This is a genomic window from Mycobacterium heckeshornense, assembly GCF_016592155.1.
Lineage (GTDB): Bacteria > Actinomycetota > Actinomycetes > Mycobacteriales > Mycobacteriaceae > Mycobacterium > Mycobacterium heckeshornense.
Map to the genome: position 1 here is coordinate 969,013 of NZ_AP024237.1, position 12,398 is coordinate 981,410.

The following is a 12,398-nucleotide window of genomic DNA, read 5'->3' on the forward strand; positions in this document are numbered from 1 at the left end:
CGCATGGCAGCCAACATCATTGCTTGGGACAAGGACGCCGATGGCATCGTCACGCTGACCATGGACGACCCTTCCGGGTCGGCCAACGTGATGAACGAGGCCTACATCGAGTCGATGGGTGAGACCGTCGATCGCCTTGTCGCCGAGAAGGATTCGATCACCGGCGTGGTGATCACCAGCGCCAAGAAGACCTTCTTTGCCGGCGGTGACCTGACCGCAATGGTCAAGGCGCGACCGGAGGATGCCGGGCAGTTCTTCGACACTGTGGAGCGCATCAAAAAGCAGCTACGCACCCTCGAGACGTTCGGGAAGCCCGTCGTCGCGGCCATCAACGGGGCGGCGCTGGGCGGTGGTCTGGAGATCGCCCTGGCATGTCATCACCGGATCGCCGCCGACGTCAAGGGCAGCCAGATCGGAGTACCGGAGGTGACCCTCGGCTTGCTGCCCGGTGGGGGCGGCGTAACGCGGACGGTGCGGATGTTCGGCATCCAAAAGGCGTTCGTGGAAATCCTGGCGCAGGGAACCCGGTTCAAGCCGGCCAAGGCCAAGCAGATTGGTCTTGTCGACGAGGTGGTTCCCACCGTGGAAGAGCTGGTGCCCGCCGCCAAGACATGGATCAAGGCCAACCCCGACGCGCACGTGCAGCCGTGGGACAAGCCGGACTACAAGATGCCCGGCGGCACGCCGTCATCGCCGTCGCTGGCAGCCATCCTGCCGTCGTTCCCGTCGAACTTGCGCAAACAGCTCAAGGGCGCTCCGATGCCGGCGCCGCGGGCCATCCTGGCCGCCGCCGTGGAGGGCGCGCAGGTCGACTTCGACACCGCCAGCCGCATCGAAAGCCGGTATTTCACGTCGCTGGTCACTTCGCAGGTGGCCAAGAACATGATTCAGGCATTCTTCTTCGACCTGCAGCACATCAACTCGGGCGGCTCCCGACCCGAGGGCTACGAGAAGACCACGTTCAAGAAGGTCGCCGTGCTCGGTGCCGGAATGATGGGTGCGGCCATCGCCTATGTGTGCGCCAAGGCGGGCATGGACGTGGTGCTCAAAGACGTCAGCTTGGAGGCGGCGCAGAGGGGCAAGGAGTACTCGGAAAAGCTGGAAGCCAAGGCGTTGCAACGGGGCAAGACCACTCAGCAGCGTTCGGATGCGCTGTTGTCCCGTATCCATCCGACCGCTGACGTTAATGACGCGGCGGGCGCGGACCTGGTCATCGAGGCGGTATTCGAGTCGGTTGACTTGAAGCACAAGGTGTTTGGCGAGATCGAGCCGATAGTGGCGCCCGACGCGGTACTGGGGTCCAACACTTCGACGTTGCCGATCACCGAACTGGCCACCGGTGTCAAGCGCGCCGAGGACTTCATCGGCCTGCACTTCTTCTCACCGGTCGACAAGATGCCGTTGCTGGAAATCATCAAGGGCCGCAAGACCTCTGACGCCACCCTGGCCAAGGCTATTGATCTGGCGATGCAGATCGGGAAAACGCCGATCGTGGTCAACGACAGCCGCGGCTTCTACACCAGCCGGGTGATCGGCACATTCATCAACGAGGCGATCGCGATGCTCGGCGAGGGCGTGGAGCCGGCCAGCATCGAACATGCCGGTGGTCAGGCCGGCTACCCGGCGCCGCCGCTGCAGCTCTCCGACGAGCTCAACCTGGAGCTGATGGCCAAGATCGCCAAGGCGACGCGCGAAGGCGTCGAGGCCACGGGCCTGACCTACACCCCGCATCCGGCCGAGGCCGTCGTCAACAAGATGTTGGAGCTGGGCCGGCCGGGCAAGCTCAAGGGCGCCGGCTTCTACGAGTACGCCGACGGCAAGCGGGTCGGGCTGTGGCCGGGTCTGCGGGAGACCTTCAAGTCGGGTTCGTCGAAGCCGCCGCTGGCCGACATCATCGACCGCATGCTGTTCGCGGAGGCCCTGGAAACCCAGAAGTGCCTCGACGAGGGGGTGCTGACGTCCACCGCCGACGCCAACATCGGATCGATCATGGGTATCGGTTTCCCGCCGTGGACCGGTGGCACCGCGCAGTTCGTCGTCGGCTATCCGGGTGGTAAGGAAGGTTTTGTCGCCCGCGCCCGCGAGTTGGCCGCCAAGTACGGCGACCGGTTCTTACCACCGGAGTCGCTGCCCGGTTAGCGCGAGCAGCCGCTGAAACCCCGAAACCAGGGGTTTTGAGGAGTTTTAGCGCCTGGTCGGCGGGGAGCTACCGGCGCTGCAGCAGGTAGGTGCGGGCGTGGAATCGGGCGGCAAACCTGTTTCCATCCGCCCAGCGCGGTTCGTCAGTCGCCGACAACAGCGACCAGCCCGGCGTGAAGCGACGTTCGATTTCCGACTGCTCGACGCCCGCCGGGCCAAAACCGCCGCGGGGCGCGAAGGCCACCATCACCAGCCGTGCGCCGGGCGCGGCGGCGGCCGTGATCTCGTCGACATAGAGGTCGCGGTCATGAGCACTCATGCCGTGGAAGCAACCGTTGTCCACGATCACCTGGAATCCCGAGCCGATTCCGGCCTGACCTAGATGCGTGACGTCGGCCCGGACGAAGTTGACCGTGACGTTTGCCGCCCGAGCCTTTGCTCGAGCTCTATCGAGTGCCTTCGGCACGAAGTCCACCCCGGTGACGTGCCATCCGTGCTGGGCCAGGTAGATCGACGCATCTCCGGTGCCACATCCGACGTCAAGTGCCGACCCTGGCGGCAGCGCGTCGGATCCCTCGATGAGCCCACGCAATACCGGCGACTGCGGATGGCCGTCCCACGGGGTAAAACCCAGCCGGTAGAAGACGCGAAACAATGCGTGTCGGGAAGCCATTGCCTCACGGTATTACGTTGCCGGCGCTGATGAAAGCGCAGGCATCGGCCCGGCGCGGCGGATGGTTCCCGCAACGATCCGCGACATGCGGTTGGGCTGGAAACTCTGTGTCACGCGTTGCACGCTGCGGCGATTCGGCGCCACTGCTCGCGGGGAAAGGCTCTCTGATCGGCCGCCAGCACCTGGACGCAGACGTGGTCGGCGCCGGCTGCCTGGTGTTCGGCGACCCTGCGCATGATGGCCGCCTCGTCACCCCAGGCGATGATCGCATCGAAGAGCCGATCGCTCACCTGCGCCAGATCGTCCGCCGAAAACCCGCTGCGCAACAGATTATTGGCGTAGTTCGGCAACGCCAGATACGCGCGAAGCCACTCGGTGCCGATGCGGCGCGCCTCGTCGGCGTCGTCGCACAGGATCACGGTCTGCTCCGGCAGCAGCAACGGGCCATCGCCCAAAACCGAACGCGCCGTGGCGGTGTGCTCAGGAGTCACCAGGTAGGGGTGGGCTCCGCGGGCGCGGCTGGCCGCCAGCGCCAGCATTTTCGGGCCCAGCGCTGCCAGCACCCGCCGCTCGACCGGCACCGGCTGGGCTGCGGCATCCAATCCGTCCAGGAACGACGCCGTCGCGGCCAGCGGCTTGCGGTATCTGCCCGGCTGTTTCGCGTCGATCAGGGGAGCGTGGCTGACGCCGATGCCCAGCAGAAAGCGGTCTGCGTGCTCGGCGCTCAGTGCGGCATGGGATTTGGCGACATCGTCGGGTGCATGCATCCACAGGTTGAGGATGCCCGTGGCGATCACCGTCTGCTTGGTGGCGGCAAGCAGCCGCTCCACCGCATCGAAGACCGGCCCGCCGACATCGGGAATCCACAGCGCTGTAAAGCCCAAATCGTCCAATTCCGCTGCGGCATCGGCGGCTTCGGCTGGATCGCCGTAACGCAGCTGGCTACTCCATATTCCGACCCCGGAAAGCTCCACGGATCAATGTTGCCAGACGCCGGCAGCATAGTCGGGCACCGGGATCGAGTCGTGCAAGCGCACGCCGGTGGTGTTCAGCTTGGCCACGGTCCGGGTGAGCGGGCTGGGCAGGGCCGACACCACCTGGATACCCCGGGTCACCGCCCAGAGCGCCGCGCGGGAAGCAGGGACGATGGTTTTGGCGGCGGTCCGCGCGAAAGCGCGGCTGCGGCGCACCGGCTCGCTCATCCGTCGTTGGTAGGCGGTAAATGCGTGTGCGTGATCGCCACCTGTCCGGGCCAGTTCCCCGGCCAGCACATAGGCGCCGACCACCGCGAGGCTGGTACTGCCACCCACCGCCGGGCCAGGGCAGTAGCCTGCATCGCCGACGAGGGTCACCCGGCCCTGCGACCAACCGTCCAACTGCAACTGGGTAATGGAGTCGAAGTAGAAGGCCGGAGTGTCCTCGAGCCGGGTCAGCCAATCGTCGACCCGTGGTGCCATCGCGGCGAACGCCGTGCGCAGTAACTGCTTTTGCCGCAGCGTATCGCGATGGTGGTAGTGCAGCTGCGGGCTGCGGAACAGGAAAACCAGTCGCGCATCGTCCAGATGCCGAGCGCTGTAGATCGCCGCCATCCGCCCCACCCCGACATGGCAGTGCATTTCCCCTTCGGGTGCAAGCGTTTTCGGCACCGACGCCACCGCCAGGTATGCGCCCAGAAATCGGGTCATCCCGGCGTCGTCACCGAAGGTCAGCCGCCTGACGTTGGAATGCAGCCCGTCGGCGCCGATGACGACGTCGAACCTGCGTGGCGGCGTCCGCTGAAACGTCACGTCCCCGTCGGGTGAAATGGCGGTAATCGAGTCCCCGAACAGATACTCGACGTCGTCGCGACCGGCGTCGTAGTAGATCTCGCTGAGATCGTCGCGCATGATCTCGACGTGCCGGTCGGAGGCGGCGGCGACGATCTTGGCGAGGTCGACGCTGATCGGCCGCCCGCCGGACTGCCGGTGGATGGTCATCCGCGTGGTCCCGGTCGTGCGCTCCTCGATGCGGGGCAGCACGCCCATGTGCGCCGAGATGTCCATCGCCGGGCGGAACAAGTCGACCGCGTGGCCTCCGGTTTTGCGTAACGTCGGCGCGCGCTCGACGACCGTGACGTCGAAACCGCGCCTGGCCAGCCAGTACGCCACAACCGGCCCGGCGATGCTGGCGCCCGAGATCAAGACCCGCACCGGAGAACCCCCTTACTTAACGATTGGTAAGCTTACCATGCCTGCTTACCAACCGTTAAGTCAGTTAAACTTCCCAGGTGAGCCGACCCCGCTCCGATACCCGCGAGCGCATCCAAGATGTGGCCCGCGAGCTGTTCCTGCAGCAGGGTGTGCAACGGACCAGCCTGCAGGACATCGCCGACAAATTGGGGATTACCAAACCCGCGCTGTACTACCACTTCGCCTCGCGCGACGAGCTGATCCGCAGCATCGTGCAACCCCTGATCGACGACGGCGAACAGTTCATCGCCGAAAAGGAAAGCCAGGGCAGCGTCGAGGTGCGCGAGCTGCTCGAAGGCTATTTCGATTTCCACCACCGGCATCGGCGCGATCTCGTGGTGGTGCTGGCGGAATTCGCCATACTCGAGGACCTCGGCCTGGTCGAAAAGGTACTGGCGTGGCGGGAACGGCTCGGCAAGCTGGTGTTCGGGCCGAAACCGACGCTGGCGCAAGCCACCCGCGCGGTGATCGCGTTCGGCGGCCTGCAGGACTGCTGCCTGCAGTTTCCCGACGCGCCGTTCGAGAAGCTGCGTGCCGCGGCGGTCGAGGGCGCGCTGGCGGCTCTGGGCCTTTGACATACAGTCGGCAGCTATGCGCTTTGGACTGTTCATTCCGCAGGGCTGGCGACTGGACCTGGTGGGGATCGAACCCGCCCGGCACTGGGCGGTGATGCGCGAGCTGGCCGCCCACGCCGACGCCAGCGCGTGGGATTCACTGTGGGTCTACGACCACTTTCACACGGTGCCGGTGCCGACCGGCGAAGCCACCCACGAGGCCTGGTCGCTGATGGCGGCCTATGCGGCGACGACGTCGCGGATCAAGCTCGGCCAGATGTGCACCGCGATGAGCTACCGCAACCCGGTTTATCTGGCCAAGGTCGCGGCCACCGCCGACATCATCTCCGGCGGCCGGATCCAGATGGGCATCGGCGGCGGCTGGTACGAACACGAATGGCGCGCTTACGGTTACGGATTTCCGCCTGCTCGGGTACGGCTCGCGCGTCTAGACGAGGGTGTGCAGATCATGCGTGCCGCCTGGCGCGACGGCAAAGTAACCTTCCGCGGCGAACATTACCAGGCCGACGGCGCGATTGTTGCACCGAAACCATTGCAGGACAATGGTATTCCACTATGGATTGCCGGTGGCGGGGAGAAGGTGACGTTGCGGATCGCCGCGAAATACGGGCAATACACCAATTTCACGCCGGAGCCGGAGGCGTTCTCCCGCAAATCTGAAGCGCTGGCCCGACACTGCCGCGACGTGGGCGCCGACTTCGACGCGATCGTGCGCTCGGTCAACGTGAATGCCGTAGTGGGTACCTCGGAGTCCGAGGTGAACGACCGGCTACAACGCATCCGCGAACGAATGATCGGATATGTGACCGAATCGGCCGCCGACGCGATGATCGCCGGCACCAGCGGCCCCGAGTCGGCCGTGGGCACGCCCGAACAAGTGATCACACGGCTCGAGCGCCTGCGTGAGCTGGGCTGCCGCTACGTCATCTGCTACTTCCCGGAAGCGGCTTACGACAGGTCCGGCATCGAGTTGTTCGAGCGCGAAGTGATTCCGGCGCTGGGTTAGGAGAATGAGATTTCCGTTTTCGCGGAATGCTGTTGTACCTTTTGCTGACGAGCACTATTGTCTTTTCCGACCGCGGAGGATCGCCCGATGCAGAAGGCGCTGGCGCCGGACATCTCTACCTGGCCCGACGACAACCCACAGCTGATCGGCAGCCGCTGTGCAACCTGCGGCGCCACCACTTTCCCGGTGCAGCAGCGCTGCCCACGGTGCAGCGGTGGGCAGATGTCCGAGCTGTTGCTGCCGCGTCGCGGAACCCTGGTGGCCTGGACCACGCAGGGGTTTCCGCCGGGGCCTCCCTACGCCGGTCCGACGGGTGACGCGTTCAGCCCGTTCGGGGTCGGCCTGGTCCAGCTTGGCGACGTGATCCGCGTCGAGGGGCGGCTCACCGAAAACGACCCGGCCAAGCTGCGGTTCGGCATGGAGGTCGAGCTGACCATGGTGCCGTTGACCACCGACGACGACGGCAACGAGATCATGACATTCGCGTTCCGGCCGGTCTGAGGAGTTCTGAGATGAACGATGTGGCAATTATCGGTGTGGGCCTGCACCCGTTCGGGCGTTTCGAGGGTAAGTCCGCGATGGAGATGGGCGCCGACGCGATTCAGGCCGCGCTGGCTGACGCGAGCCTGGACTGGAAGGACATCCAGTTCGGTGTGGGTGGCAGCCACGAGGTGTCCAACCCAGACGCGGTCACCAGATTGGTTGGGCTGACGGGAATTCCGTTCACCGACGTATTCAACGCCTGCGCCACCGCGGCAAGTGCCACCCAGTTGTGCGCCGACACTATCCGGTTGGGCAAATACGACATCGGCATCGCGGTCGGCATGGACAAGCATCCCCGCGGCGCGTTTACCGACGACCCCGCCAAGCTGGCCCTGCCGGCTTGGTACGCCGAGAACGGCCAGTTCGTCACCACCAAGTTCTTCGGGATGAAGGCCAACCGCTACCTCCACGAGCACGGTATCTCGGCTGAGACCTTGGCCAAGGTGGCCGCTAAGAACTATCGCAACGGGGCGTTGAACCCCAATGCTTTTCGGCGCAAGCCGCTGTCCGAGGAGCAGATTCTCGGCTCAGCCGTGCTGAATTATCCGTTGACCCAATACATGTTCTGCGCCCCCGACGAGGGAGCGGCGGCAGTGATCATGTGCCGTGCTGACATCGCCCACCGTTATACGTCGAAACCGGTGTATTTGCGGGCCGCTGAGATCCGCACCCGCCGTTACGGGGCCTACGAGGTGCACGCCACCTTCGCGCCGATCGAAGAAGATGTGTCGCCGACCGTCTATGCGTCGCGGGCCGCGTTCGAGGCGGCCGGTGTAGGCCCCGAGGACGTCGACGTCATCCAGTTGCAGGACACCGACGCCGGTGCCGAGGTGATCCACATGGCCGAGGCGGGATTCTGCGCCGACGGCGATCAGGAGAAGCTACTGGCCGACGCCGCCACCGAAATCAGTGGCTCGATGCCGATCAACACCGACGGCGGGCTGATCGCCAACGGCGAGCCGATCGGCGCGTCGGGGCTGCGGCAGGTTCACGAGTTGGTGCGTCAGCTGCGGGGTGAGGCAGGTGATCGTCAAGTGGGCGGCACCCCGCGGGTTGGCTTCGCGCAGGTGTACGGCGCGCCGGGTACCGCCGCCGCGACGATCCTGACCACCTAGGCGCTCGCGCTAGATTGCCGGGCCCAGCAGGTCGTCGGCGTCGCGGATGACATAGCCGTAGCCCTGCTCGGCCAGAAACCGCTGCCGGTGGGCGGCGTACTCGGCGTCCTGGCTGTCGCGGGCCACCACCGAGTAGAACACGGCACCGCCGCCGTCTGCCTTGGGCCGCAGCAACCGGCCCAGGCGCTGGGCCTCCTCCTGCCGCGACCCGAAAGTCCCCGAAACCTGCACGGCCACAGCGGCTTCCGGCAGGTCGATGGCAAAATTGGCCACCTTCGACACCACCAGGGTGCTTACCTCGCCACGGCGAAACGCGTCGAAGAGCGCCTCACGCTCGGCGGTTTTGGTCGCCCCCTGGATCACCGGAGCGTCCAGCAGCGCACCGAGTTCTTCGAGCTGGTCGAGATAGGCGCCGATCACCAGGGTCGGCTCTCCGGGGTGTCGGCTCAGGATCGATTTGACCACTGCGATTTTCGAGTGCGCGGTCGAGCAGACCCGGTACCGCTCCTCGGGTTCGGCGGTGGCATACATCATCCGCTCGTTGTCGGTGAGCGTCACCCGCACCTCGACACATTCGGCGGGCGCGATCCAGCCCTGCGCCTCGATGTCCTTCCACGGCGCGTCATAGCGCTTGGGCCCGATCAGGCTGAAGACGTCGCCCTCGCGGCCGTCTTCGCGGATCAGCGTCGCGGTCAATCCCAACCGGCGCCGCGACTGCAGATCGGCGGTCAACCGGAACACGGGGGCCGGAAGCAGATGCACCTCGTCATAGATAATCAGTCCCCAATCGCGGCTGTCGAACAGTTCCAGGTGCCGATACTCGCCCTTCTTGCTGCGACGGGTCATCATTTGATAAGTGGAGATGGTGACGGGGCGAATCTCCTTGCGCTCGCCTGAGTATTCGCCGATCTCGTCAGCCGTGAGCGACGTGCGCGCGACCAGCTCACGTTTCCACTGCCGCGCGGCGACGGTGTTGGTAACCAAAATCAACGTCGTCGCACTGGCTTTGGCCATGGCCGCGGCGCCGACCAACGTCTTGCCCGCCCCGCAGGGCAACACCACCACCCCGGAGCCCCCGGACCAGAACGACTCGGCCGCCATCCGCTGGTAGTCACGCAGATGCCAGCCGTCTTGCCGCAGGCTGATCGGATGGGCCTCGCCGTTGACATACCCAGCGAGATCTTCTGCGGGCCAGCCGATTTTGAGCAGCATCTGCTTGACCCGGCCACGCTCGCTGGGATGCACGACGACGGTGTCCTCGTCGATGCGGGCGCCGAGCATCGGGGTGATCTTCTTGTTGCGCAGCACTTCTTCCAGCACTGCGCGATCCAGACTTACCAGAGTCAGGCCATGTGCTGGATGCTTGACCAACTGCAGCCGACCGTAGCGGGCCATGGTGTCGACGATGTCGACCAGTAGCGCCTGGGGCACCGCGTAGCGGGAGTAGGTCACCAGCGCGTCGACGACCTGTTCGGCGTCGTGCCCGGCGGCGCGGGCGTTCCACAGCGCCAGCGGGGTGATGCGGTAGGTGTGCACGTGCTCGGGAGCGCGTTCCAATTCAGCGAACGGCGCAATCGCCGCCCGCGCATCGCCGGCCAACTCGTGATCGACCTCGAGCAGCACCGTCTTGTCGGACTGCACGATCAGCGGCCCGTCGGTCATCACTGCCGCTCCTCATCGCTGCGCTCTGCACGGGTGTCGGCGCGGGTCATATCGCCGATTATCCGGGCGCCGCCGACATCCTCGCGCCGCTAGCCATCGCGTTCTGGCTCGTCGTCAGCGCGCGCCACGGACATGATGCGATGGACGGCGAAGTCGCGCAGCCGTCCAGACGCGGAATCGAAGGCCACCAGCTGGCCGCCGCGCACGGTGATCGGTGACACTATGCGCTGGGTGGCTACGCCTGCGGGGTCGACGTAGCCGATCACTACCGTGGCGGCATCGCGGACCGCCTGCTGCAACAGCGCCATGACCGTCGCGGGATGAACGCGCATGCCGGCAAACGGTGCGGCGGTGACTTTGCGCAAGACCGAGACGACGGCGCTCAGGCTGTCGCGCGTGGGCCGGGGGATCGGGCGTAGCGTGCGACGATGCTGAGGGGTGGGCACGCGCGCACCGCGGGCACGGATGTCGACGATGGTGCCCGAGGAATCCTCGGCGGCCGGGGCGAAGCCGGCGGCACGCAGTACCGCCAGCACCTCGGAGATCGGCGCCTGCGAGACGGCCACGGTCGGTGCCAACAGCCGCAGCTGTAGCTGTCCGGCGGCGGGCGTGGCCACCGCCTGGGCCAACAGCGCGGGGTCCTCGCAGCGTACAAACGACGCCGCCATGCCGACCCGAAGCTGTCCGTGACGACGAGCGACATCATCGATGAGGTAGGTAAGACCTTGCGGTACAGGTGTTTTCGAATGTTTGTCAAACAGCGCGTGCAGCGAGTCGGCGGACTTACCGAGGTCCAGGGCATGCCGGATCGACTCTTCGCTTACGCGGTAGACCATCGCCGTGCCGGCCGACTCGACGGTGGCGACGGCGGCCAGTTCCTCGGCTAAAGACCGCTCCAGCGGGCCGGGCACCACGACGGTCAGGTCAGCCTGCACCAAAAAGTGGTTGATCGGTTCGGGAAGCGCCCGCCGCATCGCGGCGACCACGGCGTCGTCACCGGTCTTTGCGTCCAGCAGTGCGCGGCCGGGCGTGCTGATCGCTCCGCGGCCGACCAGGCCCAGAAAGTGGGCTTCGTCAAGTAGGTTTGCCACCGGGCCGGGCTGCAGCCGCTTTGCCCATCGGGGGCGCCGCCACACCAGTGTTGCCGACGCGGAGGTCTGGTCGACACCGGCGCCGGGCGGCAGTTCGGCCAGCAGGCCCAACAGCAGCCGGCGATCCAGCGGAGCCGCCGTCGAGTACACCGAATCTGACAGCGCACCATAGGGTTTCGCGTCGGGGCCGCGGGTGCCGATCAGCGCGGGACGGGTGGGCAGGTCCAGCCAGGTGCTGGCCAGCAAATGCCACCGCTCGGCGGCCGCGGCTTCAGCAAACCGGTCGGCGGCCACGGTGGGCGCCCAGTAGGGGCCGTCACCGCCTTCCTGCGGTGGGCTGGGCATGCCGCTGGCAATCAGCCCGGCGGCCGCCGCGAGCTCCAGGATCAGGCCCAGCCGCGCCTCGTCGATGCCGGTCACCTTCGCTAGCCGCTTGAGGTCGCGGACCCCCAGCCCGCCGCTGCGCAGCTCGGCAACCGGTGCGGCGGACAGCGTTTCGAGCAGCACGTCGAGCTCACGCAACAGGTCGATGACGGCGCCGGCCGCCGCGGCATCGGCGTCGGCCTGGGTGGTGGTCGTGACGACCGGGTCGGGCGCGGTCAGCTGCGTCGGGCCCGGGTCCTCGCCGCGCAGCACGTGACCAACCTGGCGCGGCAAGATCACCGTCTCGGCGTCGATGCGCCGCAGCAGCCCCCTGGCCAGCAGCCGCGGCACCGGGCGATCCGGGGCAGCTCCGGGAGCCGCGTCGCGGGTGCGGCCCATCGGGGAGCCTGCCAGCAGCTTGTCCAGCACCGCGAGCTCGTCGTCGTCGAGTTCGTCGATCAGCTCAACAATCTGCTCCCTGGTGCGGGTTTCGTCCTCCAGGGTCACCTGGCCGGGGTGCCAAGGCAGCCCGGCGCCGGCGTCGGCGGCCACCCGGACCTGGGTGTCGCCCCACACCAGGGCGCGCTCTTTGAGGTCATCGAGCGCGGCAAGCACATCGGCCTCGGGCGCTCGCGCACCGATCAGTGCCAGCAGCTTGGCCACCGGCACCGGGGCGGTGTCGGCGTGCAGCACCAGCAGCGCGTCGATCAGCGCCAGCCGTAAGAAGTCGAGCTCGTCGGTAGCGGCCCTGATGGACTGTCGCGCCTGGGCCCGAGCGGCCAGGGCGGCGATGCTGCCGGGCGGCGGCTGGGCAAGGTCGGGGCGGCACTCCAGCAGACGGATCAGCCGCTCGTCGGGCCAGCCGGCCAGCCAGGACCCCAGCGGGATATCCGGGGTGTGTCGGGTCATTGCTGACCAGGGTAAAGCAGTGACCGTCACGGCGACGACGGCGAGTAATTGCAGCTTAGGAGCCCGAGGTCGAGCAATTGGCCACGGCGGCCCG

General features: G+C 66.6%; 10 protein-coding genes. 5 read left to right on the forward strand and 5 right to left on the reverse strand.

All coding sequences use genetic code 11. From position 1 onward, the window contains the following. Nucleotides 1-3 precede the first annotated feature (3 nt). Nucleotides 4-2,139 carry a 3-hydroxyacyl-CoA dehydrogenase NAD-binding domain-containing protein gene (locus tag MHEC_RS04685; protein WP_048890042.1) on the forward strand — a complete coding sequence of 712 codons (2,136 nt, stop codon included), beginning with the start codon at nucleotides 4-6 and terminating at the stop codon, nucleotides 2,137-2,139. Nucleotides 2,140-2,206: 67 nt separating this feature from the next. On the opposite strand, the gene MHEC_RS04690 is transcribed toward MHEC_RS04685, so the two are convergent. The 3 genes from MHEC_RS04690 to MHEC_RS04700 all read right to left on the reverse strand — a co-directional run bounded on the left by MHEC_RS04690 (nucleotide 2,207) and on the right by MHEC_RS04700 (nucleotide 5,001). Next, nucleotides 2,207-2,812: a class I SAM-dependent methyltransferase gene (locus MHEC_RS04690; RefSeq protein WP_048890041.1), complete on the reverse strand. Its 606-nt coding sequence runs from the start codon at nucleotides 2,810-2,812 to the stop codon at nucleotides 2,207-2,209. A gap of 110 nt (nucleotides 2,813-2,922) precedes the next feature. Then, on the reverse strand, nucleotides 2,923-3,786 hold the full coding sequence (locus MHEC_RS04695; protein ID WP_048890040.1) for an LLM class F420-dependent oxidoreductase: 864 nt from the start codon (nucleotides 3,784-3,786) through the stop codon (nucleotides 2,923-2,925). A gap of 3 nt (nucleotides 3,787-3,789) precedes the next feature. Then, complete coding sequence (locus MHEC_RS04700) at nucleotides 3,790-5,001, reverse strand: FAD-dependent monooxygenase (protein ID WP_048890039.1); 1,212 nt, start codon at nucleotides 4,999-5,001, stop codon at nucleotides 3,790-3,792. Between the two features lie 77 nt (nucleotides 5,002-5,078). Here MHEC_RS04700 and MHEC_RS04705 point away from each other — a divergent pair, with 77 nt between their 5' ends. The 4 genes from MHEC_RS04705 to MHEC_RS04720 all read left to right on the forward strand — a co-directional run bounded on the left by MHEC_RS04705 (nucleotide 5,079) and on the right by MHEC_RS04720 (nucleotide 8,279). Further along, on the forward strand, nucleotides 5,079-5,615 hold the full coding sequence (locus tag MHEC_RS04705) for a TetR/AcrR family transcriptional regulator (protein ID WP_048890038.1): 537 nt from the start codon (nucleotides 5,079-5,081) through the stop codon (nucleotides 5,613-5,615). Between the two features lie 16 nt (nucleotides 5,616-5,631). After that, the gene (locus tag MHEC_RS04710) at nucleotides 5,632-6,621 is read left to right on the forward strand and encodes an LLM class F420-dependent oxidoreductase (RefSeq protein ID WP_048890037.1); all 990 of its coding nucleotides are present in this window, start codon (nucleotides 5,632-5,634) and stop codon (nucleotides 6,619-6,621) included. 87 nt (nucleotides 6,622-6,708) lie between these two features. Further along, nucleotides 6,709-7,122 carry a Zn-ribbon domain-containing OB-fold protein gene (locus MHEC_RS04715; RefSeq protein WP_048890036.1) on the forward strand — a complete coding sequence of 138 codons (414 nt, stop codon included), beginning with the start codon at nucleotides 6,709-6,711 and terminating at the stop codon, nucleotides 7,120-7,122. 11 nt (nucleotides 7,123-7,133) lie between these two features. Continuing rightward, nucleotides 7,134-8,279, forward strand: coding sequence for a thiolase family protein (locus tag MHEC_RS04720; RefSeq protein ID WP_048890035.1), 1,146 nt, complete (start codon nucleotides 7,134-7,136; stop codon nucleotides 8,277-8,279). 9 nt (nucleotides 8,280-8,288) lie between these two features. Here the strand turns inward: MHEC_RS04720 and MHEC_RS04725 are convergent, their stop codons facing one another. Together MHEC_RS04725 and MHEC_RS04730 are read right to left on the reverse strand one after the other, a co-directional pair. After that, entirely contained in the window at nucleotides 8,289-9,941 is a 1,653-nt protein-coding gene (locus tag MHEC_RS04725) for a DNA repair helicase XPB (RefSeq protein WP_048890169.1), read from the reverse strand. An 89-nt stretch (nucleotides 9,942-10,030) separates the two neighbouring features. After that, a complete protein-coding gene (locus tag MHEC_RS04730; protein ID WP_048890034.1) occupies nucleotides 10,031-12,304 on the reverse strand; it encodes a helicase-associated domain-containing protein in 2,274 nt (757 codons plus the stop codon). Nucleotides 12,305-12,398: the final 94 nt, after the last annotated feature.

Coding starts and splice junctions, on each gene's coding strand:
- MHEC_RS04725 (WP_048890169.1), bottom strand. CDS start 9,941: ATGACCGACGGGCCGCTGATCGTGCAGTCCGACAAGACGGTGCTGCTC.
- MHEC_RS04720 (WP_048890035.1), top strand. CDS start 7,134: ATGAACGATGTGGCAATTATCGGTGTGGGCCTGCACCCGTTCGGGCGT.
- MHEC_RS04690 (WP_048890041.1), bottom strand. CDS start 2,812: ATGGCTTCCCGACACGCATTGTTTCGCGTCTTCTACCGGCTGGGTTTT.
- MHEC_RS04715 (WP_048890036.1), top strand. CDS start 6,709: ATGCAGAAGGCGCTGGCGCCGGACATCTCTACCTGGCCCGACGACAAC.
- MHEC_RS04685 (WP_048890042.1), top strand. CDS start 4: ATGGCAGCCAACATCATTGCTTGGGACAAGGACGCCGATGGCATCGTC.
- MHEC_RS04710 (WP_048890037.1), top strand. CDS start 5,632: ATGCGCTTTGGACTGTTCATTCCGCAGGGCTGGCGACTGGACCTGGTG.
- MHEC_RS04730 (WP_048890034.1), bottom strand. CDS start 12,304: ATGACCCGACACACCCCGGATATCCCGCTGGGGTCCTGGCTGGCCGGC.